The following is a 25,558-nucleotide window of genomic DNA, read 5'->3' as shown; positions in this document are numbered from 1 at the left end:
GTCGCTGCCTCAGTCGTAGAACTGGATGCGCTTGTTCGGTGGCAGCATGGCGTTCAATGTCAGTTCCAGCCTGCGGGGGTTCTCCTGGCGGCCGATCGACGTGGCGCCGGCCAGATAGATCTGCTTGAACATCTGCTCCTCCATCGAGTTGCGCTCCAGTTTCCCGGCCAGCGGGTTGAAGACCATATTTGCCAGAACCGCGCCATAGAAAGTGGTCAGCAGCGCCACCGCCATCGCCGGCCCGATCGTGCTCGGATCCTCCAGATTGCCCAGCATCTGGACCAGACCCACCAGGGTGCCGATCAGTCCCATGGCCGGCGCCACTTCGGCCGACTTCTTCAGGATCTGGCTCGACTGCATGTGCCGTTGCGCCATCTGCGAGATGTCGCGCTTCAAGATCCGCTCCACATCCTCGACCGGGATGCCGTCGACCACCATGCCCAGCGCCCGGAACAGGAACGGGTTGTCCTGAAGCCGGTTCAGGCTCTCCTGCAGCCCCAGAACCCCCTTGCGCCGGGCCTGATCGGCCAGTTCCAGCACCTGCAGGGCGGCCCGGGCCGGATCGGCCGGCCGCGAGATCATGGTCTTCATCATCACCGCCTGTGCCCGGATCACCTCGGTGAGTGAAAAGTTCACCATAGTGATGAAGAAGGTGCCGCAAACGACGATCAGGATAGACGGAATGTCGATGAAGGCACCGACCGAGCCGCCCAGGATGATGGCCACCACGATCAGCACGAAGCCGACGATCAGGCCGAGGATGGTTGCAAGATCCATGTGGTCCTTGGGGCTCAGGTCTGGGCGCGGAGGGCGGATAGGGCCGTGTGCGGGCAGGCCGGCTGATCAGGCAGGCTCAGCCGCGGTCGGTTTTGATGATCTCGGTCATGGTGACCCCAAGGCGGTCTTCCACCACAACCACCTCGCCGCGGGCGACAAGACGATCGTTCACATAGATATCGACGGCTTCACCGACCTTGCGGTCCAGTTCCACCACCGCGCCGCGGCCCAGCTTCAGCAACTGGTTGACTTGCATGGTCGCCTTGCCCAGCACGGCCGATACCTGAACCGGCACCTGATACACGGCCTCCAGATCGGCGGCGCTGCGCGGCACATCGGGCACCTGCTGGTCGGGTTCTTCGCGCTCACGCTCGCGGTCGCGGATCTGGTCGCGCCGGCGATCGCTGCCCTCGAACTCCTCCAGGCTCAGATTGTCCTTGTCATCGGCCATCTCTGGTCTCCGCAGGCGCCGGCCGTGAAACGGCCTGCGCGGTGATGTCAGGGCGGGTGGCGGCGGCTGCCGTCATCCGGTGGTACCGTCATCCGATCATTCGGCCGGGTGATGGCCCGGCGTCAAGTCCTGTGTGCCGAAGCCCGTACCGGCGGTCGGCGTCGCAGTCTGTTCGGCGATGGCCTCGTCGATCCGCCCCACGATCTCGTCGCGTGACAACATCGCCATCCCGCCCGGCCAGATCAGCCGCGCATCGCCTGAGGCCAGCCCGGCATCTGCGACCACCCGGCATTGGCCCAGCACGCCTTCGGCGGCCAGAATCGGCGCCACACGTTCAGCCATCGGTGCTTCCATCGATGGATGCACCTGCAACACCGCGTCGCCGGTTTCGGCGATGCCGGCGATGCAGTCGCGCAGCATGGTCTCGATCCGGTCCAGCCGCACCTCGTCGGTGCAGCCGATCTTGACCGCGATCGCCCGCGCCAGCATCACCAGATCGCCGGTGTGGCTGTCGAGAGCGGTGTGCCATCCGGCGATCGCCTCCGCCGTCTGGCGTTCCAGTCGCTGGACCGCCTGCAGGGTCTGCTGTTCGATCGCGGCCAGCGCCTGGGCCACCCCGGCGCGCCGGCCTTCGTCGAAAGCGGCATTGCGTGCCGCTGCCAACTCCGCTTCCGAAAAGCTCGGCGGCGGCGGGGGCGGCGGCGGTTCGGGTGCTGTCGGCGTGGCATGCGGCTCGGTCGCCTTCGCGCGCTTCGGCCGATCGATGTCGATGTCGTCGTCGAAGCTGACGTCAAAGGTGAATTTCTTGTAGCCGGCCATGCCTGTCGTCCCCGCGTTGCGTGGCGTCAATAGACCAGAACGTCGTCGCCCTTACCGTCGGCAATGACGATTTCGCCCTTGTCGGCCAGATCCTTGGCGGCCAGCACCATATAGGCCTGGGCTTCGTCGACGTCGCGCAGCCGCACCGGCCCCATCGCCGCCATGTCCTCGCGCAGCATCTTGGCCGCACGTTCCGACATGTTGGACAGGAACAGCTCGCGGATCTTTTCCGACGACCCCTTCAGTGCCAGAGCCAGCTTGTCCTTGTCGACCACCCGCAGCACGGTCTGTACACCGGTCGGCGCCAGATTGCCGAGATCTTCAAAGGTAAACATCAGCGAGCGGATCTTCTCGGCCGAGTCCTTGTTGCGGCCTTCCAGCGCGTCCAGGAAGCGGGCTTCGGCCTGGCGATCGAGGTTGTTGAAGATCTCGGCCATCATCTCGTGGGCGTCGCGACGGCTGGTGCGGGCGAGGTTGCTCATGAACTCGGCCCTGAGCGTGCGCTCCACACCGTCGAGCACCTCTTTCTGCACCGGCTCCATGCGCAGCATGCGCATCACAACTTCCATCGCGAAATCATCGGGCAGGGCCGCCAGAATCCGGGCGCTGTGTTCGGGCCGGACCTTCGACAGCACCACCGCCACGGTCTGCGGATATTCGTTCTTCAGATAGTTGGCCAGGATCTGCTCGTTCACATTGCCGAGCTTGTCCCACATGGTGCGGCCCGCGGGGCCGCGGATCTCCTCCATGATCGACTCGATCCGCTCACGCTCAAGCCCCGAGGCCAGCAGCAGGCGTTCGGTGGTCTCGAAAGTGCCGACCAGGGTGGATGTCGACGAGATCTGCTCGGCGAAATCGACCAGCAGCCCCTCGACCATGTCCGACGAGACCTTGCCGAGCGAGGCCATGACCTGCGAAATCTCGCGGATCTCATCGTCTTCCATCATCCGGAACAGCTTGGCGGCGTATTCATCACCCAGCGCCAGAAGCAGGATCGCGGCCTTGACCGGTCCGCCCATTCCACGCAGTTCGCTCTTGCCACGCGCCATCGTCTGCTCAGTCCTCTTCCCGGATCCACGAGCGGATCACGGCCAATGCTTCTTCCGGGTGCCGATCGACGATCTCGGCGATCTTGCGGACCGAGGACTGGCGAACCCGTCCCTCGACCTGGCTGATATCGATCATGGCATCACTGCTTTCCATCGCCGCTGCCAGCGCACGTTCGGCGGTCGGCCCCGGCAGAGCCGGGGTCATGCCGTCCGGCCCGGACAGTGCCGCCATCGGCATGCCGTCGGGGCCGGTGACCATGGCGACCCCGCCCATGCCGCCGGCGGCACCCGCGGCCTGCGGCCCCAGCCGGCCGACCAGTGGCCGCAGCACCAGCAGAATGACCAGCAGGGCGACAATCGCCAGCACGACCATTTCGGCAATGCGCATGTATTCGCTGGCACCCAGCCCCAGCAGGCCCTCGTCGGGAAGGATTTCCTGATTGCGGGCGAAGGGCAGATTGACGACCTCGATGCTGTCTCCGCGCTCGTCATTGGCGCCGACGGCGCTGCGCACCAGCTGGGTCAGCCGTTCCAGTTCCTCGGCACTGCGCGGCTGATAGGTCTGGGCGCCGTCGGCATCGGTGACATAGCTGCCGTCGACCAGGACCGCGACCGACAGGCGGCGGACGGCGCCGGCTTCGCGGACCTCGTTGCGTACCGTGCGCGAGATTTCGTAATTGACCGTCTGACCGTCGCGTGACGACTGGCTGCGATTGCCGGATTGTCCCTGGGCCTGCGAGGCATCGGGAATGTTGTTTGCGGCTGTGACCGCGTCGGGATCGCCGTCGACCGCGCTCTCATTCTCGCGGTTCACCTGCCGCGAGCGGATCACCTGACCATCGGGATCATAGGTCTCCTGCGAAATCGTGACGCGGTCGCGGTCGATCTCGGCATTCACCTCGACCTGCACCCGGCCGGGGCCGACCGACTCCTCGATCAGCCGCGTCACCTGGGTGCGCAACCGCGCCTCAATGCCCTGGCGCATTTCGTCGGCGGCGCTCAACGCGGCGCCGACACCGCCATCGGCGCCACCGTCGCCGCGGGCCAGCAGGGTGCCGCGATCATCGGCGATCGCCACCCGTTCCGGCCGCAGACCTGGTACGGCGGCGGCGATCAGCTGCTGGATCGCACGCACCTGACCCTGTGTCAGGCTGCGGCCGCCACGCGGGCTGACCACGATCGATGCGGTGGGTTCAGCCTGACTGCGTGAAAACAGTTCGCGGCGCGGCAGCACGATGTGCACCCGCGCATTGGCCACGGCATCCAGCGCCATGATCGTGCGCTGAAGCTCGCCTTCCAGGGCCCGCACCAGATTGACGTTCTGGGCGAAATCGGTGGTGCCCAGCCCTTCGGAGCGGTCGAAGATCTCATAGCCGACCGAGCCGCCCTTGGGCACGCCGCTTTCGGCCAGGGTCAGCCGCAGACGTGGGATCTGGTCCTGCGGAACCATGACCCGGCGACCATCGGGGCTGAGGGTATAGGGAACGCCCGCCTGTTCCAGCTCTGCCACCACACTGGCGGCATCGGCCGTGTCCAGATCGCCGTACAGCAGGCCCATCGCCGGGGCGCCGACCCGTGAGATCAGAAACACGCCAAAGATCAGCAGACCGCCGGCGACAGCGCCGATCGCCGCCAGCCTGGCCGGTCCCAATCCCTTCAGTGCCTGCATCCAGGCCTTCAGCGTATCCGCCATGCGACCCGTCCCGCTCCGTCTGTCGTGGGCCGAACCAAGGAGTGGCGCCCTTGCGGGACGCGCACCATCGACTGCGGGCACCGTTCGGTGCCTCACCCGGTTGTTCTACGGTAGTTTAGGTGAAGAGATGGTTAATGCCCGGCAAAAACTGCCGGGCAGGCGGCAAAAAATGCCGCCCATGTGGCACCGGCCATCGATCGGGCCGGTCGGCGGGTGGCAGACCGCCGCCGCATGGCCGCGTCGGGTCAGATCCGACGGCCGCGCTTCATGCGCCGGCTGACCAGCTGGTTGGCGTCGGCGCCATGAATCTGGCGCCAGCTTTCAAATTCTTCCAGCGACAGGGCATAACGCTGGCACACGTCTTCAAGCGTGATCGCCCCGGCCATCACCGCCGCCACAACCTCGATCTTGCGGCGCGCGACCCAGCGCACGCCGTTGCCCGGCGGCAGATCGAATGCCAGCATGGTGCGCCGCGACCGCGCCGTGCTGTCCACCCGGATGCCGCCGTCGCGGGGCGCGTCGGGCATCACGGGCGCTGTTGCGCCGACTAGTCTGAGTTTTGGGGTGGTCATCGGAACCGGTAACTCGCGGTGGGTGGGACAGAAACGATGCCTGTCCTCGCGCTTCAGCTACATCCGATGCTATCCGCAGGTGCTTAACAAAAGCTGAAAACGACGAAACGCCACGCAAAACGCCGGTTGAGCGTCTGCGTGGCGGTCGGTTGTCGATGATCGTGGTCGATGGCGGGGCGGGCGGGGAGGGCGAACCCTCCGCCACCCGGGCGGTCAGCGCTTCGAGCTGAGCAGTTCCTGGAGCATCTCGTCCACGGTCGTGATGATCTTCGAGCTGGCCGAATAGGCGCGCTGGGTGATGATCATGTCGGTGAACTCGCTCGCCAGATCGACGTTCGAGGCCTCCAGCGAGCTGGGAGCGATCAGACCGGCGCCGCTGCTGCCCGATTCGCGCAGGTTGAAGTCGCCCGACTTGTCGGTCTTGGCAAAGACGTTGCCGTTCTTCTCTTCCAGGTTCTGAGGGCTGGTGAACGTCGCCACCGGCACTTTGTAGAGCTGCTTCTGCTGGCCGTTGCTGAACGAGGCGATGACGAAGCCGTCCTCGTCGATGGTGATGCCCGACAGTTCACCCGACGACGCGCCGTTCTGTGTCAGGGAGCGCACCTCGAAATCGCCGGCGTATGACCGCAGGCCATCGGCCAGGCCGACGCCGGTCGGGCCGGCGGTGCCCCAGTTCACCGAGACTTCCGATGAACCGGCGCCATTGGCCCACTGAATCTCCAGTGGATCGCTGAGTGAGGTTGAGATGGTGTTCAGCGTGCCATCGGCGTTGAAGGTCACAACGCCGGCGGCGATCTGGCCGGCCGGTGTCGGCGCTGTGGTCACCACATCATTCTGGTCGATCGCATTGATCTCGACCGCCCACTCATTGTTGCCGGCCTTCAGGAAGTTGACCATAACGTCATGGCCGCGGCCCTGGGCGTCGTAGACCCGCACCGAGCGGCTGAAATCGGCAGCGACGGCACCCGACGACATGTTCTGCGTGGCGTTGGACGCGTCATAGGTGCTGGTGACGGTGGTGCTGGCGACGGTGCGGTTCAGCGCCAGGTCCGTTGTGCCGTCGCCGGCGGTGCCGGTCACGGTCAGGCTGCGGCGCGGATCGTAGGCGGCAATCGAGATCGTGGCGGAGCTTGCGGTGCCGCCGACGGTGGCCGTGAAATTGCTGCTGGCATTCACCAGGTCGGCGAGCTGGTCGAGGGTCGAGAACTCGCCCGCACCTGTGCCGGCGGTGAAGGTCACGGTGTTGACACCATCGGACAGCGTGACCGTTTCGCCTGCGGCGATCACGCCACCGGCAATCAGGTCGCTGGAAGAGGCAATGCCAGTGGTTGCCGTGCTGGTGGAAGTGGCGACGGTGCGGTTCAGCGCCAGGTCCGTTGTGCCGTCGCCGGCGGTGCCGGTCACGGTCAGGCTGCGGCGCGGATCGTAGGCGGCAATCGAGATCGTGGCGGAGCTTGCGGTGCCGCCGACGGTGGCCGTGAAATTGCCGCTGGCGTTCACCAGATCGGCGAGTTGGTCGAGGGTCGAGAACTCGCCCGCACCTGTGCCGGCGCTGAAGGTCACGGTGTTGATACCATCGGACAGCGTGACCGTTTCGCCTGCGGCGATCACGCCACCGGCAATCAGGTCGCTGGAAGAGGCGATGCCGGTGGTTGCCGTGCTGGTGGAGGTGGCACCGGCATAGACCAGCTCATTGGCATCCAGGTTGACCGCGACGTTCATCTCGGTGGTCGCTGCGGCGGTGCCGCTGATCTGCGACACGTTCACCGTCTCGAGGCTGGAGATATCCGCCGAAGAGGTGGTGTTGATCACGTTGCCGGGTTCACCGGGCAGCCGGCCCGCGGGATCGAGCCGCCAGCCCTGCAGATAGAAGCCGGCCGCGTTGCGCAGATTGCCCTGGTCATCCGGCACGAACGAGCCGGCGCGGGTATACAGCACCTCGTCGCTGCCTGCGACCTTGGGCTGGACCACGAAGAAGCCGTTGCCCGACACGGCGATGTCGAGCGGCGACGCCGTGGCCTGCACCAGACCCTGACGATCGATCAGCTGCTGCACGCTGGCGCGCACACCGCCCGGCGCATAGACCGAGGTCGAGCCGCTATCGGTGACCATCGACAGAAAATTGGTGTTCTTGGCCTTGTAGCCCACCGTGTTGACGTTGGCGATATTGTCCGAGATGACGCCCATCGCGGTGCTCTGGGCGCCAAGGCCCGAAACGCCGGAATAGAGCGAGCCGTAAAGACCGAAGCTCATCTGGATCACTCCTCTCACGCGCGGGCGTCACGGGCCCGCTGTCATGTCCTGAAGCCGTCGAGGCTGCATGCCGCCGGCTGGTTGCTGCTGCGCCCGGCATCGCCGCCGGCCCGCAAAACCCGGTGAGGAACCGGCGCCATCCTGGCGCCCCCTCCCGAACTCGAAATCTGTTATGCCGCGGCTTCCTGAGCGGCGAGCAGGGTGGCCTGATCGATCAGCCCCGAGCTGTAGAGCTGCTGCAAGACCTGCTCCGTGGTGGTCGACGCCCCGCCGCCTTCGCGGATGCCGGTCACCTGTTCGATGGGGATCTCGACGCCGTTGACCGACAGCACGATCTTGCCGCTGTTGACGCTGACACCATCCACCGTACCGGTGACCGATGTCGTGACCCCCATGGACTTGCCGGCGCTGTCGAGCGCTGTGACGCTCATCTTGTAGGGGCCGTCGGCCATCAGGTTGCCGTCGGTGTCCTTGCCGTCCCAGACAAAGGTGTGGACGCCGGCATCGACTTCGCCGGTCTCGGTGCGAACCACCTTGCCGCTTTCGTCGATGATGTTGATGGTCACCTTGTCGGCGGTCTGCGGCAGACGGTAGTTGTAGATCGACTCGCCGTCCTTGAGCTGGATGGTGTCGCCCTGGGCGTCGACGACCTTGCCGATATACGAGGCGGCATTGGCCATCTGAGCGCCTTCGGACAGCGTGATCAGATCTTCAAGGTTGCTGTTCGACTGCACCAGCTGCTCGGTCTGCGTGAACAGCACCAGCTGATTGGTGAATTCATTCGTATCCAGCGGATTGGTCGGATCCTGGTTCTTCAGCTGCGTGGTCAGCAGCGTCAGGAACTGATCGAAATCATCCGCCAGCTTGTTGCCCGACAGGCTCGCTTTCGACGTGGTCGGAAGCGAGGTGGTGTTTCCGGAGATTGCGTCGGTGGCCATGTCCCTCGAACTCCCTGAGCCTCAGATCCGCATGTCGACGCGCCGGCTGTCGCCAGGACGCTGATCTGCGGCCGCACTGTCGATGCGGGCGTCGATCTGACCCGTCAGGTCACGATCGTTGGTCATGTCGCGGCCGCGCCGGGCTTGGCCGTTGTCGTTGCCGCGGCGGTTGCCGTCACCGGCCAGGCCCGCGAAAGCCTGTTGCTGCTGGTTCTGTCCGGTGTCCTGGCCGAAGCCGGGCTGGCCACCGGCGATCTGTGCCGACGACCCCTGACTGGTGCCCTGAGCCTGGTTGAAGCCCTGGGCGAGCGAGCGGTCGACGTCATAGCGCAGTGCTCCGGTCTCGATCTTGAACCCCGCCTTCGACAGGCTGCGCTCCAATTCTGCCCGGTCGGCAGTAAGTGCCTCTATCGCCCCGGCATTTTCTGCCGAGAACCGGGCATTCAGCCGGCCCTGCGCGTCGATTGTCATCTCCACCCGGACACGGCCCAGTTCAGCCGGCATCAGGGTCATCACGAAATGCGTTTCACCGCCGGCCGAGGCCATCCGGGTCCGTGCCGCATCCATATGGGCGGTGACCTGGGCGGCAGGCCGGGGCTGGCCGGACAGGGACTGCTGAAGGATGGCGGCCGTTCCAGCCGGCTGGCTCGCGGTCTGCGGCAGGCCGGCTGCGGGGTTGGAGGTGGTGGCGTTGATGGCGGGTGCCGATGGCATCGACGATGAGGTCGACGCAAATGGCGATGCAAATGCCGTGCCGGTTCCATCGTTCGCGGACCCGGCAGATACGGTGCCGTCGGTTGCCGGCATCGTCGCGGTGGTGCCCGCCCGGTCGCCACGATGACCCGGCCGCGCGTCACCGGCGGCGGTGTCGACTCGACCACGATTGCCGGCGGCGGCATCGCCATCGGCAATGACGCCATCGTCCACGGCCGACCCGGCATTGCCGGACAAGGCCGCGGTGTCAGCCGCCATGCTGGCGTCGAAGCCGGTCATGGCCGACAGGGCGGCGAGGCCCGCCGACATCGGTCGCACGGTTTCGGCCGAGCCATTGATCCTGCCGGTGGTCTCCATCCGGTCGCCATTGTCGGTCGAGGCAGGATTTTCGACCGCGCCTGCCGGGTCGGCCGGGCTGGCGATGTCGAAGTGGCCAGTCGTCTGGAACCGGCCGCCAAGGTCCACCGGGCCGTCAGCCGTCATCGGGCTTGTGTTGATGCCTGGGCCTGCGTTGGCGGTCGGGCCGGTGTTGAGGGTCGGGCCAGTGTTGAGGGTCGGTGCGGCATTGCCGGTCGGGCGGGTGCCATCGGCCGGAGCAGGCCGGCTGGCGGACGCCGTGATATCGGCGTTGGCTGCCATGCCTGTGGCCGCCATCGTCACGCTGGTCGGTGCCTGTGCGGGGGCCGCTGACGGCGCCCCGTTCGGACCCTGCGACCGCGCATGCACATTCTGCCTGGGCACGCCATCCTTCCCGAGCACAGGGGCTGTCGCCGCCGCTGCGCCACCCGCCATCAGGCTGGCGCCACGATCGGCGGCCGGGGCGACGGTTGGAATGCCACCTGCCGCGGGGATGGCCGCGTCGACGCCCGGTGCGGCGCGGCCGGCCGGCCCGGCAGGGGATGACACCGTCGGCCGGTCCGTCGGCGCCCCGCCGGGAGCCAGGCTGTCGGCGCCCCGACCGTCGGCGCCTGCGCGCGCGGGTGCCGGTCCGGCATGTGCGGCGCCCTGCCGCTGGTCGTCGGTTGGCCGGGGTTCGGTGCTGCCGCCGTCGGCAGATGATGCGCCGGCTGTCGGGCGGGTGCTGTCGGGTGTCATGCCATCGCCCGCAATCGAGGCGGGGTCCACGCCGGCACGGCGACCGGCGGGGACCGTGATCGCAGCGGCGGCCTGCGGGCGCGGGGCCAGCAGTGAAGCGGCAATCTGCATGTCTGGCGTCGTGACCGGCATGGCGGTTTCGGTCGCCGTCTCTGGCTGTGCGCCGGCGCGCGTCTCCCGGCTGGCCACGCTGCCGGACAAGGCCCCGATGTCGGAGCCCGGGCCGGTTGTCGGCGCCGCGACCGTCTCGGATGTCGCGGACCTTTCCGGCATCACGACCCTTTCGGGCACCAATGGGCTTTCGGGCATCGATGCGCTGTCCGGCGCCATGCCCTTGTCCGTGCCCATGGGCGACGGAGCCCGATTGGCAGCGGAAGCGGCTGTCCTGAATGCGTCTGTGCCGGTTGCGATCATGGCGGCGTCGATATCGGGCGCAAAGGCCACGTCGCCGTCGGACAGCATGGTCGTGGTTTCGAAGGCAGGCGTGCCGCCGGCGACCAGACGCCCGACCATGCGGCCGGTCCGGTCACCCAGGTCCTGTACCGTGCGGGCGGCGGTATCCACGCTGCGCGCGATACCCGTCCAGGCGATGTTGGTCCAGGCGATGGCGGTTTCGGCCAGGCCAGCCATCGCCGGCGGCACCACGGGTGCGGCTGCGGCCGTATTGGCCATCGGGTCTTCAGCCGGTTGGCGGGCTTCCGGCAGGCTGCTGTCGATGGCGGTCTTGGCGGTGTCGATCACCACCGAGGCCCCGGCGGCCGCGTGGGTAGCCATATCGGCATCCAGGCCCGGTATCGGTGCATCGTCGACCCCATCCGCGCGCCCATCCTCGGGGCGTGCGGTGGCCTCTGGCGCCGTGGCCGGTCGATCCGCCGTGGCGTCTGCGGACGTGGTGAACCAGACCGGTTCTGCATGCACCGTATCGGCCTGGGCCGCTTCCGGCTGTTCCGTGCCAGCCTGTTCTGTGCCAGCCTGGGCCGCGACACCGTCTGCCCTGCGTGGCGCTGCCGGCGCGATGTCATGACGTTCCGTCAGCCGGTCGTTGGAGCGGCCTGCGGTTGCATCGGTCATCGGCCCGTTCGTGGCACCGGCCTGCGGCCGGAGCACCGATGGCCGTGTGCCATCATCCCCGGAGAGCAATGCCGTTCCGGTGCCGGGCTTTGCATCATGGACAATGCTGGCGTCGACGACCGAGGTGTCGACAGCAGCAAGCTCGGGCTGCGCCGTGCGAGCTGTGGCCATGGCGACGGGGGCGGCAATGGCGGGTGCCGTGATGATGGGGGCGGCAATCCCAGACGTGACGGAGAAAGGGCCGACAGACAGGGGAACGACAGACAGGGGGGAAACATCGATCGGCGCGGCGGTCACCGGGGTTGCAACCGCAGTCGCGGCCACAGCGGGTGTAATGTCGGCGCCATCGACCGGCGTCGTCGCAGTTGCGACAGCCGACCACGATGTTGCCTGAGATGCGGCCTGCATGATCTGTGGGGCCGGCATGGCGGGTGCATCGGAAGACCGGTCGCCCTTGGCCGGCGTCGACATGGCCATGACCACCGGCTTGTCGACCGGCGCCCCGGTGGCGTTCATGTCGGCGGGCCGGCCGGGCATTTCTGCGGCGGCGCCGGACGAGTCCATGGGCAGATCGGGCATCTCGACAGGCTGGCCGGGGGGCACCACCTGCAGGGCTGGCCCGCTGTCGGTCGTCGGGGCCGACAGTTTGTGGCGTCCGGCCATCAGGGGCGCCACGCTCGCCATATCGACGCTCGATGCCAACAGAGCCGCGAATCCACCCGCGAGGTCGGACGGGGCACCCGCGCGGGGTGTCTGCCCGGGCAGGCGTTCGGTCATCAGGGCAGGCGCGACAGCGGACATGAAGGCAGCTTTCGACCGGGGGGCGACGCCTTCAGGTCAGCAAGTCCCATGCCAATGATATGGAACGTGTCAGGCTACTGATTTAAGAAGAGAAAAGACTGATGCTTGGGCCTTGGCGCCAGCGGATGGAAGACCTGGCACCCGGCAGGATCTGCCAGCCCGGCAAATCGTGCCGGGTGATCGGGATGCTCAACTGCCGGCCAGGGGCAGGTCGAAGCGGGCAGTGGTTCCCTGGCCGGGCTGGCTGTCCAGCGACAGGCTGCCGCCCTGCAATTCGACCAGCAGCCGGCTGATGGTCAGGCCCAACCCGGTGCCCCGCGGCGCGGTGTCGGTCCTGGCCTGGCTGTGGGCCTGCTCATAGGGGCGCATCAGCCGGCGCAGATCTTCGGGTGAAATCCCGGGCCCATCATCGCGTATGGCAACCACGAACCGGCCACTCGCCACATGATTGCTCACCTGAACCGTGCCACCTGCCGTCGCATATTTGATGGCGTTCGACAGCAGGTTCAGCATGACCTGTTTCAGGGCGCGATCATCGGCGATCACCTGCGGCGAGGGCCGCACCGGTTCCCATATCACCCGCACCTGCTTTTCGATCGCGAGGCCGCCCACCACGCGGATGGTCTGTGACAGCACCGGGTTCGCGTCCATCGCCTCTGGTGCCACATCGTATTTGCCGGCCTCGATCTTCGCCATGTCGAGGAGATCGTTGATGATCGACAACAGGTGGCGGCCGCTGCCGTGGATCGCGTTGAGGTAGCCTAGATAGGTATCGTTCCCGACCGGTCCCAGCATCTGCTGCTCCATGACCTCGGCAAAGCCGATGATGGCGGTCAGCGGCGTGCGCAACTCGTGGGTCATCGTCGCCAGGAACAGCGATTTCTGTTGGAACGCGCCTTCGGCCGACAGGCACTGGACGTAATTGTCTTCGGCCAGTCGCACCAGTTCTTCGGCCTGGTGTTCCAGAATACTGCTCTGGTGGGTCAGTTCGGCGTCGTGGGCCGCCAGCTGGTCCACGGCTTCAAGCGCATTGGCGGCCGTGCGACCAAGATCGATCACGGTCCGTGCCGCCGTGGCCGAGGTGGCGATCCGGCGCCGGTCGCGGGCGCTCCAGCGCCGGTGGCCCCGGACCAGCAGGACGCCGATGGTGATGCCGTCTTCCGTCAGCAGAGGTGCTGCCAGAACCGGCGTGTGTGCAGCCTCGTCGCTGGATGCGGGCGGCAGATCGAGCTGTATGCATCCGCCGTCGGCCACCGGTGGCAGCGCTGCCGCAAGCGCCTCCAGGCGGCCCGTCACTACCGTGTCCATCGTTGTCAATGCTAGCGGCCGTGGTCCCCGGTCGTCGGACAGGACCAGCAGGCAGTCCGCCCCGTCCAGCGTTTCAGCCGTGGCCCCGAGCAGGCCGTCAAGCGCCGGTCCGGTTTCCGATCCGACGACCCTGTACTGCCTGAGTGCGTCGCGTTTGCGGCGGTCGGACGGTAGATCGGGCATCATGTTTTCCTGTGACACGATGTATCCGTCAGCCGGTGGGTGGCTCCGGCAGCGAGGCCGCCAGTGCCACGGTCGACGGTGTCGCGATACCGGTCTCAGGTACAGCGGGCTCACGTATAGCCGGCGGCGGCGACCCTGCCAGTGAATTCACCGTCAGAAGCAGGCGTGTCATGCGCTGATCTCTGATCCCGGCGTCGTTCAGTGCTGCGACACATGACCGCAGATAATCGGCCGACGACCCCAGCTCGCCATGCGCCCGGGCGATGATCCGGGCGGTTTCGATGTTTGGAAGCCGGCCTGCATACCGTTCATGAGCCGGGTTGATGACGAAGGCCAGGGCCGGTGTCGTTCCGTCTGCGGTGCGGGTCTGCACCCAGCGCGGCACATAGGATGCCGTCAGCATTTCCCGCCGCCAGATCAGCGCCAGCTCGGCCTGCCAATCGGCCGGATCCAGCTGCATCGTCATGGCATTGCACGATCCGCCGCGATCCAGCGCCAGCATCAGACCCGGATCTTCGGGGGTGCCGCGGCCGAAGGGCATCCACAGGCAGAACCGGCGATGATAGCCCACGAGCCGTGCCGGTCGCCGGGCGGCAATGGCGACGCAGGGGTTCCACATCAGCGAGCCATAGCCGAACAACCAGGGCGCGCCGCCCTGGAAGGCGCCGCCCGGCGCCATCGACAAAGTCTCCTCAAGCGAGGCGGCGAGTGCCGCATCGTCGAGCACCCGGACATGCGGATAGAGCGTCGCGAACCGGCGGCGGATGGTATCCGCCTCAAGCATCTCGCGGGTCACGCCGTGCGGGCCTGGGCGGGCCAGATGCTCCACGGCCCCGGCCACGGCCGCATCGTCGAGCACGGTGCCGTCATCTGGTGGCGTCATCCGGATCTTCATCGGTCATGGGCCGCGGCGCCGCGCTGCAGCCGGGATGATCACGCAGCCAACAAGCTCTTGGGGGGCGCCGGCCGCACCATTACAGTATAGCGTCTGCGGGGGCGGGTGTCTCGCGTCGGAACCCGATCATCGGATTGATCGCAACCGGAAACGAATAGTACAACAACCTTGCGTCATCGTGCCGCTAACGCTAACAGTTGATCATGACAAGGCCGCTGCGGAGCAGGGGGACGCGTGTCCCGACAGACGGCCACCCAGGAGGAACACATGCCCATGCGTATCGAAGAGGGGGCCGAACTCTGGCGTCCTTCGGCCGAGGATATCGAGGCCGCGCGCATCACCGATTTCATGCGCTGGCTGGGGCGCGAGCGCGGCGTCGAGGTTTCGGATTACGAAAGCCTCCGCCGCTGGTCGGTCGATGCCGTCGGGACATTCTGGCAGGCATTGGCCGATTATTTCGGCATCCGGTTTTCAAGCCCCGCCGAAACGCCGCTGGTCAGCGAGGAGATGCCGGGTGCCCGCTGGTTTCCCGGCGCGCGGATCAATTATGCCCGCGTCGCCTTCGATCAGGCACGGCCGGGCGAGGTGGCGATCTTCCATCAGTCCGAGATCCGGCCGCTGTCGGCGCTGACCTGGGATGAATTTGAGGTCAAGGTCCGGGCGCTGATGGGCCATCTGCGCGCCATGGGCGTGAAGCCGGGCGACCGGGTCGCCGCCTATCTGCCCAACACGCCGGAAGCCGCGATCGCCTGCCTTGCCGCCACCGGTGTCGGTGCGATCTGGTCGAGCTGCTCGCCTGATTTCGGCACCCGGTCGGTGCTCGATCGCTTCGGGCAGATCCAGCCGAAGGTGGTGTTCGCGGTCGATGGCTATGCCTATGGCGGCAAGCGCTTCGACCGCCGCGCGGTGGTGAAGCAGATCTTCGACGACCTGCCCGATGCCGAGCATCTGGTCTTCCTGCCCTATCTGAACCCGCAGGATCACAGCCTGCCGGTGGAGGGCGCGCATCTCTGGTCGGATCTGGTCGAAGGCCCCGATGCGATGGCGCTGGCCGCGGCCCAGGACTTCGAGGAGGTGCCGTTCGAGCATCCGTTGTGGATCCAGTATTCCAGTGGCACCACAGGTCTGCCCAAGGGCATCGTCCACAGCCATGGCGGCATCGTGCTGGAGCATGTGAAGAGCCATGGTCTCGCGGCCGATATCAAGCCCGGCACCCGCTTCATGTGGTTCACCACCACCGGCTGGACCATGTGGAACAGCCAGCTTTCCGGTTTGCTGGTCGGGGCGACGCTGGTGGTTTACGACGGCAACCCGCTCTGGCCCGATCCGAATCCGCTGTGGCGGCTGGCCGAGAAGACGAAGCTTCAGGTGTTCGGCACCTCGGCCGCATGGCTGACCGCCCAGGCGGCATCCGGCTCGGAGCCGGGACGGATGTTCGATCTGAGTGCACTGCGCTCGATCGGCTCCACCGGCTCTCCCCTGCCGCCGGAAGGCTATGCCTTCGTCTATGACAAGGTGAAGCGCGACCTGTGGCTGAACGCGATCAGCGGCGGCACCGATACCTGTGCCGCCTTTGTCGGCGGCGCGCCGATCCTGCCGGTGAATGCCGGCGAGATGCAGGCCCGCTGCCTGGCCTGCGATGTCGGCGCGCTGGACGATGAGGGCCGCGAGATGATCGACGCGGTCGGCGAATTGGTGATCCGCAAGCCGATGCCGTCGATGCCGATCATGTTCTGGAACGATCCCGAGGGCACCCGCTATCGCGAGAGCTATTTCGAGATGTATCCCGGCTGGTGGCGCCATGGCGACTTCCTGAAGATCACGCCGCGCGGCACGGCGGTGATCTATGGCCGGTCTGACAGCACGCTGAACCGCCACGGCATCCGCATCGGCACGGCCGAGGTCTATCGGGTGGTCGATACCCTGCCGGGGGTGCGGGACAGCCTGATCATCAATCTGGATCTGCCCCATGGCCGGTTCTTCATGCCGCTGTTCGTGGCGCTGAAGGATGGCGCGGTTCTGGACGATGCCCTGCGCGACCGCATCCGCCGCGAGATCCGCGAGGCCTGCTCGCCGCGCCATGTGCCGGACGTGATCGTGGCGGTTCCCGAAGTACCCTACACCCTGACCGGCAAGAAGATCGAGGTGCCGGTCAGGCGTATCCTGATGGGCATGGCGATCGAGAAGGCCGCCAATCCGGGCGCGATGCGCAACCCGCACAGCCTCGACTTCTTCGTCGACTATGCCGAAGAGGTCCGCCGCCGCATCCGCGAGGCGGACGAGGCCGCCGCCTGAGGCGGCGCCCATCGGTGTCATGGCTGGTCGGATCGCCGCATGATGCGGCGCCGGCCGGCCGTGACGCACGGCCATGATGTCGCTTGCGCCGTGGCGCCGGCACCCTACACTCGGCGGTCATGGTCGATTTCCGCAGCCTTGAGAGCTTTGTCTGGATCGCCCGCCTCGGCAGTTTCCGTGCCGCGGCGGACAAGCTGAATGCCGCCCAGCCCTCGATCTCGGCGCGCATCGCCAAGCTTGAGCTGGAATTGGGCGTGCAGCTGTTCGATCGCAGCGCCCGCAATGTCGCTCTGACTCCCAAGGGGCGGGTGCTGCTGGATTATGCCGAGCGGCTGCTGGGCCTCAGGGCATCGATGCTGTCGGCGGTGGCCGATATCTCGGTGCTGGGGGGCACCGTGCGGATGGGAGCGGCCGAGACCATCGTTCATACCTGGCTGCCGAAGCTGATCGAGCGGATCCACAAGCGGTTTCCGGGGGTGACCCTGGAGCTTGAGGTCGATACCTCGCTGAACCTGCGTGACGGGCTGGTCAATCGCGGCCTGGACATCGCCTTCCTGCTGGGGCCGGTCAGCCAGCCGACGATCCAGAACCGGCCGCTGTGTTCCTATCCGCTGGCCTGGGTGACCAGCCCCCGGCTGGGTCTGCCGCAGAGTGCCGCGGTGTCGATCGAGACCCTGTCGACCTGGCCGATCATCACCTATCCGCGGCTCAGCCGGCCCTATATCGCGATCCAGGAGCTGATGAACGGTCTGCCGGGTCGGCGGCCACGGATCTATGGCTCCAGCTCGCTTGCAACCATCGTGCGGATGACCCTGGACGGCATCGGGATCAGCGCCATTCCGCCGCGCATCGTGCGCGATGAACTGGCCTCCGGCGCGCTGCATGTGGTGAAGACCGATGCGGTGGCGATGCTGCCGGGCATGGACTTCACCGTGTCTTATCAGGCCCAGGCCGACACGCCCCTGGCCCGTGCCATCGCCGAGGCCGCGATCGAGATTGCGGCCGGGGATGCCGATCGCTGATCGGCGTGTCAGCCACAGGTTCAGCCACAGGGCGGCGCTGCCGGCAGGCCGCCTGTCCTTGATGGATGCGATCGCTTCAGCTTTCGTCAATCTATTCAAGACAGAATGAAACATCGTCAATGGCGGGCATGGTCATGCCGCGGCCATATGGACCCGCACAATGTTGCCGAGGGCCCTGATCATGAACAGCCCCTATATCGCGTGGCGCCGCACGCATTTTTCACTGGCGGCGCTGTTCGAAGCACTGCCCGTGGCGGCGGTGTTCGTCGATCCCGAAGGGCGCATCGCCGCGGCCAACCAGGCGGCGGCAGACATTGAGGGCAAGTCGATCGACGACGTGCTCGGCCAACGGATCAGTGACATTCATGCCGAGGCCGGTCGTCATGTGTTGCGCAATCTGTGGCTGACCGATGCCGGCCTGCCGGTTCCCGACCATGAACTCGTGATACACGATGTCACCTATCAGGTCTCGGTCCGGGCCGTGCGCGACGAAGCGGGGGGGCTTATCGGGCTGCTGGCGACGCTGACCGACATCACCTTGCAGAAACGGACCGAGCGCCGGCTGTCGGAGGCCAACCGCCGGCTGAAGGCCTATGCCTGGGAAGATCACCTGACCGGTGTGCCGAGCCGGCGTTATCTCGATGCGGCACTGACCCGCGAGGTGCGGCGCAGCGTCCGCGACGGCCGGCCGCTGGCGGTGGCGATGCTCGACATCGACCACTTCAAGTCGTTCAACGATCTGTATGGTCATCCGGCCGGCGATGTGTGCCTGAGGCAGGTGGCCCAGGCCGCGGCCGCGGCCATCAGGCGGGGGGCGGACGAGGTGTGCCGCTATGGCGGCGAGGAGTTCCTGGCCATCCTGCCCGATACGGCCGGGGCCGCGGCGGCACATGTCGCCGAAATGATCCGGGCCGCGGTCGAGGCGCTGGCCATCCCCCATCAAGGTGAACCGTCCGGTCATCTGACCGTCAGCCTGGGCGTGGCCAGCCTGTTGCCCACCGGCCACGGATCGCGCCGCGACCGCGACAGTCTGATCGCGCAGGCCGACGAGGCGCTGTATGCCGCCAAGTCCGCGGGCCGCAACCGGGTGGCGGTGTATCAGCCGTCGACCAGCGCGGCCGGTGCTGCGCGGCCGCAATGAACCGGAATGCATCATGGTGTCGACGGCCGGGTGCCCCTCATCCAGATGACCCGGCAGGCCGCCTGCCGGATCAGGCCGCCTGCCGGATCAGGTCGTGGACGAAGCGCAGCTTGTCGATCACCCGCGGTGCCAGAACGAAGGGATACAGGTCGGGCTGGCCCATGCTTCGGTTCAGGCTGTTGACCGCATAGGTCAACGGCAGCCAGGCGTCGATCAGGCTGTCGAAATCGCGCTGGCGATAGGCGTCGAAATCGATGGCCACATCGGCCGGGGCGGTCGGGTCCAGAATGTTGCGCGGCTTCAGATGCAGGCCATGGACATGCGCGGTTTCCAGCGTGTCGACGATGTGCAGGTAATGCGCCCAGGTTTCGGCGAAATCCTCCCAGGGGTGAGAGGCGGCATAGGTGCTGACAAAGGTCGTCTGCCAATCGGTCGGCGGGCCTTCATTGTAGTTGCGGGCGAGTGCCTCGCCATAATCCTCGCGTTCGTCGCCGAACATCTCGCGGAAGGTGCCGAGCCGGTCGCCGCCGTCGCTGTCCGTTCCGTCCCGCACCAGCCGATCCCAATAGAAATGGCCGATCTCGTGCCGGAAATGGCCGAGAAGGGTGCGATAGGGCTCGCCCATCGTCCGCCTGACCTTTTCGCGCTGGGCATCGTCGGCCTCGGCGACGTTGATGGTGATCAGGCCATCGGCATGACCGGTCATCACCTTTGGCGCCTCGGGGCCGTGATGTGGGGCATCGGCCAGGAAATCGAAGGCGAGGCCGATGCCGGCATCTTCCCACTTCGCCGCGACCGGCAGCCCCAGCCGCAGCAGCCCGTAAACCAGCCGGTGTTTTGCCGCTTCAAGCTTCCGCCACGCCTCGACATTTGCCGGAACGGACAGATCGGGCACGGTGCGGTTCAGCCGGCAGGCCTTGCAATAGGGATGCGGGCTGCTGAGCGGCACCATCCAGTTGCAGGCATCATGGGCGGCATTGGCGCAGAAGCGGAACATCTGGTCGGGGGCGGCCAGCGGACGCCACCGCCCGTCGCCCTCGTCTTCAAGGGAAGTCATGGTGGTGCTGTCCGGCAGGTAGCCCAGCCAATGACCGCAGCGCACGCAGGTGATGTTTTCGAAGAACAGCGTCTGGCTGCAGTTCTGGCAGGCGAAGAGTTTCATTCGGGAGCCGATCGGAGCGGGGGACATCCAGACCATCTTGGAAGCCCCCCATCAGAGCGGGTGCAACAGCCCGTCGTCAAGCGATCCGGTGCGGCACATGCATGTTCAGTGCCGACCCGGTCATCATGGCGGCGCCGGGGCCCGCGCCTGGGTTGTGCGGATGCCCGGCCGTGCCGCCTGTCCAGCCCGACAGGCGGCACAGATTGGCAATCATCGCGGGCCCCGCGCCGTCATGCAGGCTGAGCAGGCTTTCAGGGTGGAACTGCACCGCGCGGATCGGCAGGGTCCGGTGGCGCAGGGCCATCACGATGCCGGTATCGTCCACGGCCGTCGCTTCCAGGCAGGCGGGCAGGCGGGCCGCATAGAGCGAATGATACCGGCCGACGGTGATGTCGTCGGGCAGGCCATCAAACAGCAGGTCGGGCATCAGTCGTCGGATCCGGGAGGGCTTGCCATGCATCGGCACCGCCAGCCGGCCCAGTTCGCCGCCGAAATACTCCACGATCCCCTGCAGGCCCAGGCAGACGCCGAACACCGGAATGCCTGCCTGAAGCAGCAGCTCCAGTGTCCGGCTCATCGCGAAATCGGCCGGCCGGCGCGGCCCCGGCGACAGCACCGCCAGATCGGGCTTCATCCGTCGGGGCAGATCGGTATCGACCGGGCTGCGATAGGTGACGGTGTCGGCGCCGGTGCTGCGCAGATAGCCCGACAGGGTATGCACGAAGCTGTCTTCGTGGTCGATCAGCAGGATCTTCAGGCCGCGCCCGGGATAGGCCGGCACCACCGGCCGATGATCCTGGTCGGGCCGTTCCAGCACATCGACCATCGCCGATGCCTTCAGCACCGTTTCGGCCTCTTCGGCTGCGGGCTCGCTGTCGAACAGCAAGGTGGCGCCGGCACGAACCTCGGCGACACCGCCCCTGATGCGGATCGTGCGCAGGGTCAGGCCGGTGTTCATGTCGCCGTTGAAGCCGATCCGGCCCACGGCGCCGCCATACCAGGCGCGCGGGCTGTGCTCATGCGCCTCGATCCAGCTCATCGCCGCACGCTTGGGCGCGCCGGTCACGGTGACCGCCCAGCAATGGCTGAGAAAAGCGTCGATGGCGTCATAGCCCTCGGCAAGCATGCCCTCGACATGGTCGACCGTATGGATCAGGCGTGAATACATCTCGATCTGGCGGCGGCCGACGATCCGCACGCTGCCGGGCACCGAGACCCGCGACTTGTCGTTGCGGTCGACATCGGTGCACATGGTCAGCTCGGCCTCTTCCTTGGCCGAGGCGAGCAGGGTGCGGATGCGTTCGGCATCTTCCATGGCATCACGGCCGCGGGCGATGGTGCCGGAAATCGGACAGGTCTCGATCCGTCGGCCGGTGACCCGGACATACATTTCCGGGCTGGCACCGACCAGATGCTCCGACCGGCCCAGATTGATCAGAAAACCATAGGGTGCCGGGTTGCGGCGGCGCAGCCGGCGGAACAGTTCCGATGGCGCGGTGGCCGCCGGCCGTCGGAACACCCGCCCCGGCACCACCTCGAACAGATTGCCGGCGGCGAATTCCGGCAGCGCCTGTTCGACCAGTGCCGCATAGGCGCCCGGTGCCATGTCGTCGGCGGCGGCATTGGCCGGGGGTGGGGCGGGGGCATCCTCGGGCACCGTGCGGGGCAGGCCGTCGGTCATCACGCCGTCGACGGTGAACTCATAGCTGATCAGCGATGCCCGGCGGGCGGCGTGATCGACCGAGATCAGCCGGTCGGGCAGATAGAGCACGATGTCGCGATGATCCGACATCCGCTTCTGGTGCAGCGGGATCCGCTCGAATGCCAAGGCGATGTCATAGCCGAAGGCGCCATACAGTCCCAGATGGCCATCCTCGCGGCTGTCGAACAGGGCGGTGATCGCCCGGATCGCCGAGAACGCCGAAGGCTGGCGGCTGCGGGCCTCTTCCGGAAAATCGGCCGGGCTGTCCATGATCCGCGCGGTCACCTGGATGTCGTCGACCACAATGCCGGTGACGTCCGGATGGTCGGCAAGGGCCCGGGTGATCGCCGGCAGCAGCACCTGTCCGCGCGCGTTCAGCGCCCGCATGTCCACCTCGGCGCCACTCAGGCCGCTCATGCGGGCGGTGAACACCAGCGGCGGATCGGTGAAGCCGATGTCATAGCGGACATAGCGGCCAGGATAATCATAGGACGATGCCAGCAGCACGCCGGGCCGGGTGTCCAGCGCGTCGATCAGGGGCTCGGTCGCGGTTTCATGCGGCAGCGGTTCGATATGGCGGCGGATGGTGATGCCGCCGGCCGTGCGCCAGCTGTGCAGATCCGGGGTGGTGGTCGGGATGGTCGCGGGCATGGTCTGGCGTCTCTCCTCAAGGGTCCGGATCGGCGATGGCTGACGGCGACGGCGGGCGGAGAGAGGCGGGCGGACCGGCCGATCCGGTCCAGACGGCAGAACGGCCGCGCCCGTATCTCTCCGGGGCGGCCGCGCGATCGGTTCGGATGATCACGTGTGTGCTGGGCGGCCCCGGTCAGACGGGGCGCCACCAATGACGGCTGAAGCTGGCGGGCCGCAGGGCTGCGGCAGGCGTTACCATGATCATGGCATCAGCATTGCGCGCCGCGATCTGCCCGTCAAGCCCCGTACCGACGGCGGCAACAGGCGCATGCGACAGCCCTGCGACATCGCCGGGCTTGCACTTTCTTCATATCTTCATATATTCGAAGGTATGAAGATAGAAGCGATGACAGAGACCGCCGAGCGGGTCGCCCTGCTGATGAAGACGCTGTCGCATCCGAAGCGTCTGCTGATCCTGTGCAATCTGGTTGAAGGCGAACGATCGGTCGGCGACCTCGCCCGGCTGACGGCGATGCGTGAAACCGCGGTGTCGCAGCAACTGGCCCTGCTCCGCCGGGAGGGGCTGGTCGCCACACGGCGCGAGGCGCAGAGCATCCTGTATCGCCTCGACCGGCCGGATGTGGCGTCGCTGCTGGGGTTCCTGTACGCGACCTATTGCGCGGACCCGCCTGCGTGATCGTCGAACACTGCCGTTGAACAATTGAGGCTGTCCACCAAGGAGCCGCGCCGATGACACCCGACATGATCCAGATCTGGCTGATCGCGCTGGCCGGCGGCGCGCTGATCGGTCTGGCCGCCGTGTGGCTGATGCTGTTTCAGGGCCGGATCATGGGCATCAGCGGCATCCTGGCGGCGCTGTTGCCGCCGGCACCGGCCGGGGCGGGCGATCGCGGCTGGCGCGTGGCCTTCCTGGTCGGGCTGGTGCTGGGGCCGGTTGTGGTTGCGGCCGTTACCGGCGGCAATCCGGTGGGGGCACCGGTGGTGTCGCCTCCGATGCTGATTCTGGCCGGGCTGCTGGTTGGCATGGGCACGGTGTTGGGATCGGGCTGCACCAGCGGCCATGGTGTCTGCGGCCTGTCGCGGCTGTCGCTGCGCTCTCTGGCGGCCACGCTCACCTTCATGGCGACCGGTGCCGCAACGGTTTTCGTCGTCCGGCATCTGATCTGAACTCCGGCATCTGATCTGAACCGATGCCCAACCTGATCCATCGGCTGGCCCGCGCGGCGATAGCAGGAGACTGATATGCGCTCTCTCATCTCCGGGTTGATATCCGGCCTGATCTTCGGTGCCGGCCTCGCTCTGGCGGGCATGACCGATCCGGCGGTGGTTCTGGGTTTCCTGGATGTCGCCGGCGCCTGGAACCCGGCTCTGGCCTTCGTCATGGGCGGGGCGGTGATCGTGACCTTCTCGGGCTATCGGCTGGTGCGCCGCCGCGGCCGGCCGGTCCTTGCCGCCAGTTTCTCGTGGCCCACGGCCACGCAGATCGACCGTCGCCTGATCGGCGGTGCCGCCCTGTTCGGCATCGGCTGGGGGCTGGCCGGCTATTGTCCGGGCCCGGCCGTCGCCTCGTTGGGGTCGGGCGCGCCGGGGGTGGTGGCCTTCGTGGTGGCGATGCTGTTCGGCATGGTGCTGATGCGGATGATCGCCCGTGGCCGCCAGCTCGGCGCCCGCATCGCCCGCAGCGGCTGATTGCCGCTCCCGCCACGCGGTCCGGCCCGTCTTTTCCCGAATTTTCAAGGTGATGTCGATGATTCCCGCCTCGACCGGAACGAGCCTGCAACCCCAGGTCGACAGCCTGTTCGACCCCGTCACCAACACCGTGTCGCATATCGTGATCGATCCGGCGTCGGGTCATGCCGCCGTGGTCGATCCGGTTCTGGACTACGACCCGGCCGCGGGCCGGACGGCGACCACCTCGGCGGATGCGCTGATCGGGCGGGTCCGGGATCGGGGGCTGACGGTCGACTGGATTCTGGAGACACATGTTCATGCCGATCATCTGTCGGCCGCACCCTATGTGCGGGCGGCGCTGGGCGGGCGGATCGGCATCGGGGATGGCATCCGCACGGTTCAGACCGAGTTCGGCAAGGCGTTCAATGCCGGCTCCGATTTCGCCCGCGATGGCAGCCAGTTCGACCATCTGTTCACCGATGGCGAGGCGTTTGCGGTGGGGGGCATCCAGGCGCGGGCGATCCACACCCCCGGCCATACCCCGGCCTGCATGACCTATCTGATCGGCGATGCCGGCTTCGTCGGCGACACGCTGTTCATGCCCGATTACGGCACCGCGCGCTGCGACTTCCCCGGGGGTGATGCCCGGCAGCTCTATCGCTCGATCCGCCGGCTGTTCGATCTGCCCGACGCGACCCGGTTGTTCATGTGCCACGACTATCTGCCCGAGGGGCGCAGCGATTATGTCTGGCAGACCACGGTCGGGGCCGAGCGGGCGGGCAACATCCATGTCCGTGACGGCATCAGCGAGGATGACTTCGTGGCGATGCGTCAGGCACGCGATGCGACGCTGGGCATGCCGCGGCTGATCCTGCCCTCGGTGCAGGTGAACATGCGCGCCGGCCGGATGCCGGAGCCGGAAGATAACGGGATCTCCTATCTCAAGATCCCGGTCAATCTGTTCTGACCGTCAACGCATGGTCCACTGACAAGAACTCTTCGGTCCGGTCTCTCAACGCAGATCTTCAGTCGTAGAAAGATGAACGAGATGATGGCGAATGTCGGCGGTCTCGACCGCGTGTTGCGCATTGTGGCCGGGCTCGCCCTGCTCTCCGTGGTCGTCTGGGGTGACCCGTCCTGGCGCTGGTATGGCCTGATCGGGATCGTGCCGCTGGCGACCGGCCTGCTGCGCTGGTGCCCGGCTTACACGCTGCTCGGCGTCCGCACTTGTCCGATGCGGCAACGCTGACCGGTCTTCCGGGCAGGCCGCGTCGCAGCCTGCCCGGCACCAT

The 25,558-nt window shown here is 66.9% G+C and carries 21 protein-coding genes; 8 read left to right on the top strand and 13 right to left on the bottom strand.

Going from position 1 to position 25,558, the window contains the following annotated elements:
• Positions 1-9 precede the first annotated feature (9 nt).
• The 11 genes from IEW15_RS10320 to IEW15_RS10270 form a co-directional block, all read right to left on the bottom strand.
• A complete protein-coding gene (locus IEW15_RS10320) occupies positions 10-777 on the bottom strand; it encodes a motility protein A (RefSeq protein WP_188577496.1) in 768 nt (255 codons plus the stop codon).
• A gap of 76 nt (positions 778-853) precedes the next feature.
• Positions 854-1,228, bottom strand: a complete 375-nt coding sequence (gene fliN / locus IEW15_RS10315) for a flagellar motor switch protein FliN (RefSeq protein WP_188577495.1) — start codon at positions 1,226-1,228, stop codon at positions 854-856.
• Positions 1,229-1,324: 96 nt separating this feature from the next.
• Positions 1,325-2,047 carry a FliH/SctL family protein gene (locus IEW15_RS10310; RefSeq protein ID WP_188577493.1) on the bottom strand — a complete coding sequence of 241 codons (723 nt, stop codon included), beginning with the start codon at positions 2,045-2,047 and terminating at the stop codon, positions 1,325-1,327.
• A gap of 26 nt (positions 2,048-2,073) precedes the next feature.
• Entirely contained in the window at positions 2,074-3,096 is a 1,023-nt protein-coding gene (gene fliG, locus IEW15_RS10305) for a flagellar motor switch protein FliG (RefSeq protein ID WP_188577491.1), read from the bottom strand.
• A 7-nt stretch (positions 3,097-3,103) separates the two neighbouring features.
• Positions 3,104-4,789, bottom strand: a complete 1,686-nt coding sequence (gene fliF / locus IEW15_RS10300) for a flagellar basal-body MS-ring/collar protein FliF (RefSeq protein WP_229707989.1) — start codon at positions 4,787-4,789, stop codon at positions 3,104-3,106.
• A 245-nt stretch (positions 4,790-5,034) separates the two neighbouring features.
• Entirely contained in the window at positions 5,035-5,316 is a 282-nt protein-coding gene (locus IEW15_RS10295) for a DUF1153 domain-containing protein (protein ID WP_229707988.1), read from the bottom strand.
• Between the two features lie 258 nt (positions 5,317-5,574).
• Positions 5,575-7,614, bottom strand: coding sequence for a flagellar hook protein FlgE (locus IEW15_RS10290; RefSeq protein ID WP_188577489.1), 2,040 nt, complete (start codon positions 7,612-7,614; stop codon positions 5,575-5,577).
• Between the two features lie 170 nt (positions 7,615-7,784).
• On the bottom strand, positions 7,785-8,552 hold the full coding sequence (locus IEW15_RS10285; protein ID WP_188577486.1) for a flagellar hook assembly protein FlgD: 768 nt from the start codon (positions 8,550-8,552) through the stop codon (positions 7,785-7,787).
• 21 nt (positions 8,553-8,573) lie between these two features.
• A complete protein-coding gene (locus tag IEW15_RS10280) occupies positions 8,574-12,233 on the bottom strand; it encodes a flagellar hook-length control protein FliK (protein ID WP_188577484.1) in 3,660 nt (1,219 codons plus the stop codon).
• A gap of 189 nt (positions 12,234-12,422) precedes the next feature.
• Positions 12,423-13,724, bottom strand: coding sequence for a sensor histidine kinase (locus IEW15_RS10275; protein WP_188577482.1), 1,302 nt, complete (start codon positions 13,722-13,724; stop codon positions 12,423-12,425).
• A gap of 28 nt (positions 13,725-13,752) precedes the next feature.
• Positions 13,753-14,607 (bottom strand): gamma-glutamylcyclotransferase, encoded by an 855-nt coding sequence (locus tag IEW15_RS10270; RefSeq protein ID WP_188577480.1) that lies wholly within the window; start codon positions 14,605-14,607, stop codon positions 13,753-13,755.
• A 279-nt stretch (positions 14,608-14,886) separates the two neighbouring features.
• On the opposite strand from IEW15_RS10270, the gene IEW15_RS10265 reads away from it, so the two are divergent.
• The 3 genes from IEW15_RS10265 (at position 14,887) to IEW15_RS10255 (ending at position 19,077) form a co-directional block, all read left to right on the top strand.
• A complete protein-coding gene (locus IEW15_RS10265) occupies positions 14,887-16,914 on the top strand; it encodes an acetoacetate--CoA ligase (RefSeq protein WP_188577478.1) in 2,028 nt (675 codons plus the stop codon).
• A gap of 83 nt (positions 16,915-16,997) precedes the next feature.
• Complete coding sequence (locus tag IEW15_RS10260; RefSeq protein WP_229707987.1) at positions 16,998-17,936, top strand: LysR family transcriptional regulator; 939 nt, start codon at positions 16,998-17,000, stop codon at positions 17,934-17,936.
• A 181-nt stretch (positions 17,937-18,117) separates the two neighbouring features.
• The gene (locus IEW15_RS10255; RefSeq protein WP_188577476.1) at positions 18,118-19,077 is read left to right on the top strand and encodes a GGDEF domain-containing protein; all 960 of its coding nucleotides are present in this window, start codon (positions 18,118-18,120) and stop codon (positions 19,075-19,077) included.
• A 70-nt stretch (positions 19,078-19,147) separates the two neighbouring features.
• Here IEW15_RS10255 and IEW15_RS10250 read toward each other — a convergent pair whose 3' ends face one another.
• Positions 19,148-20,239 (bottom strand): zinc-binding metallopeptidase family protein, encoded by a 1,092-nt coding sequence (locus tag IEW15_RS10250; protein WP_188577474.1) that lies wholly within the window; start codon positions 20,237-20,239, stop codon positions 19,148-19,150.
• 76 nt (positions 20,240-20,315) lie between these two features.
• Positions 20,316-22,592, bottom strand: a complete 2,277-nt coding sequence (locus IEW15_RS10245) for an anthranilate synthase component I (RefSeq protein ID WP_188577472.1) — start codon at positions 22,590-22,592, stop codon at positions 20,316-20,318.
• A gap of 388 nt (positions 22,593-22,980) precedes the next feature.
• Between IEW15_RS10245 and IEW15_RS10240 the strand changes: the two genes are divergently transcribed.
• The 5 genes from IEW15_RS10240 to IEW15_RS10220 all read left to right on the top strand — a co-directional run bounded on the left by IEW15_RS10240 (position 22,981) and on the right by IEW15_RS10220 (position 25,515).
• A complete protein-coding gene (locus IEW15_RS10240) occupies positions 22,981-23,271 on the top strand; it encodes an ArsR/SmtB family transcription factor (protein WP_229707986.1) in 291 nt (96 codons plus the stop codon).
• 53 nt (positions 23,272-23,324) lie between these two features.
• Complete coding sequence (locus IEW15_RS10235) at positions 23,325-23,762, top strand: YeeE/YedE family protein (protein WP_188577471.1); 438 nt, start codon at positions 23,325-23,327, stop codon at positions 23,760-23,762.
• 75 nt (positions 23,763-23,837) lie between these two features.
• Positions 23,838-24,284: a DUF6691 family protein gene (locus tag IEW15_RS10230; RefSeq protein ID WP_188577469.1), complete on the top strand. Its 447-nt coding sequence runs from the start codon at positions 23,838-23,840 to the stop codon at positions 24,282-24,284.
• A 52-nt stretch (positions 24,285-24,336) separates the two neighbouring features.
• Complete coding sequence (locus IEW15_RS10225; RefSeq protein ID WP_229707985.1) at positions 24,337-25,233, top strand: MBL fold metallo-hydrolase; 897 nt, start codon at positions 24,337-24,339, stop codon at positions 25,231-25,233.
• 81 nt (positions 25,234-25,314) lie between these two features.
• Complete coding sequence (locus IEW15_RS10220) at positions 25,315-25,515, top strand: YgaP family membrane protein (protein ID WP_188577542.1); 201 nt, start codon at positions 25,315-25,317, stop codon at positions 25,513-25,515.
• Positions 25,516-25,558 lie beyond the last annotated feature (43 nt).

Source organism: Tistrella bauzanensis (assembly GCF_014636235.1).
Taxonomy (GTDB): Bacteria; Pseudomonadota; Alphaproteobacteria; order Tistrellales; family Tistrellaceae; genus Tistrella; species Tistrella bauzanensis.
The sequence above is the reverse complement of the archived record's forward strand: the minus strand, read 5'-3'. Positions and strand labels throughout refer to the sequence as shown.

What these genes read in the sequence shown, in the direction of transcription:
- IEW15_RS10265 (WP_188577478.1), top strand. Translation starts at nt 14,887, where the DNA reads ATGCCCATGCGTATCGAAGAGGGGGCCGAACTCTGGCGTCCTTCGGCC.
- fliF (WP_229707989.1), bottom strand. Translation starts at nt 4,789, where the DNA reads ATGGCGGATACGCTGAAGGCCTGGATGCAGGCACTGAAGGGATTGGGA.
- IEW15_RS10270 (WP_188577480.1), bottom strand. Translation starts at nt 14,607, where the DNA reads ATGACGCCACCAGATGACGGCACCGTGCTCGACGATGCGGCCGTGGCC.
- IEW15_RS10310 (WP_188577493.1), bottom strand. Translation starts at nt 2,047, where the DNA reads ATGGCCGGCTACAAGAAATTCACCTTTGACGTCAGCTTCGACGACGAC.
- fliG (WP_188577491.1), bottom strand. Translation starts at nt 3,096, where the DNA reads ATGGCGCGTGGCAAGAGCGAACTGCGTGGAATGGGCGGACCGGTCAAG.
- IEW15_RS10250 (WP_188577474.1), bottom strand. Translation starts at nt 20,239, where the DNA reads ATGAAACTCTTCGCCTGCCAGAACTGCAGCCAGACGCTGTTCTTCGAA.
- IEW15_RS10280 (WP_188577484.1), bottom strand. Translation starts at nt 12,233, where the DNA reads ATGTCCGCTGTCGCGCCTGCCCTGATGACCGAACGCCTGCCCGGGCAG.
- IEW15_RS10235 (WP_188577471.1), top strand. Translation starts at nt 23,325, where the DNA reads ATGACACCCGACATGATCCAGATCTGGCTGATCGCGCTGGCCGGCGGC.
- fliN (WP_188577495.1), bottom strand. Translation starts at nt 1,228, where the DNA reads ATGGCCGATGACAAGGACAATCTGAGCCTGGAGGAGTTCGAGGGCAGC.
- IEW15_RS10245 (WP_188577472.1), bottom strand. Translation starts at nt 22,592, where the DNA reads ATGCCCGCGACCATCCCGACCACCACCCCGGATCTGCACAGCTGGCGC.
- IEW15_RS10240 (WP_229707986.1), top strand. Translation starts at nt 22,981, where the DNA reads ATGACAGAGACCGCCGAGCGGGTCGCCCTGCTGATGAAGACGCTGTCG.
- IEW15_RS10255 (WP_188577476.1), top strand. Translation starts at nt 18,118, where the DNA reads ATGAACAGCCCCTATATCGCGTGGCGCCGCACGCATTTTTCACTGGCG.
- IEW15_RS10285 (WP_188577486.1), bottom strand. Translation starts at nt 8,552, where the DNA reads ATGGCCACCGACGCAATCTCCGGAAACACCACCTCGCTTCCGACCACG.
- IEW15_RS10275 (WP_188577482.1), bottom strand. Translation starts at nt 13,724, where the DNA reads ATGCCCGATCTACCGTCCGACCGCCGCAAACGCGACGCACTCAGGCAG.
- IEW15_RS10225 (WP_229707985.1), top strand. Translation starts at nt 24,337, where the DNA reads ATGTCGATGATTCCCGCCTCGACCGGAACGAGCCTGCAACCCCAGGTC.
- IEW15_RS10320 (WP_188577496.1), bottom strand. Translation starts at nt 777, where the DNA reads ATGGATCTTGCAACCATCCTCGGCCTGATCGTCGGCTTCGTGCTGATC.
- IEW15_RS10220 (WP_188577542.1), top strand. Translation starts at nt 25,315, where the DNA reads ATGATGGCGAATGTCGGCGGTCTCGACCGCGTGTTGCGCATTGTGGCC.
- IEW15_RS10295 (WP_229707988.1), bottom strand. Translation starts at nt 5,316, where the DNA reads ATGCCCGACGCGCCCCGCGACGGCGGCATCCGGGTGGACAGCACGGCG.
- IEW15_RS10230 (WP_188577469.1), top strand. Translation starts at nt 23,838, where the DNA reads ATGCGCTCTCTCATCTCCGGGTTGATATCCGGCCTGATCTTCGGTGCC.
- IEW15_RS10290 (WP_188577489.1), bottom strand. Translation starts at nt 7,614, where the DNA reads ATGAGCTTCGGTCTTTACGGCTCGCTCTATTCCGGCGTTTCGGGCCTT.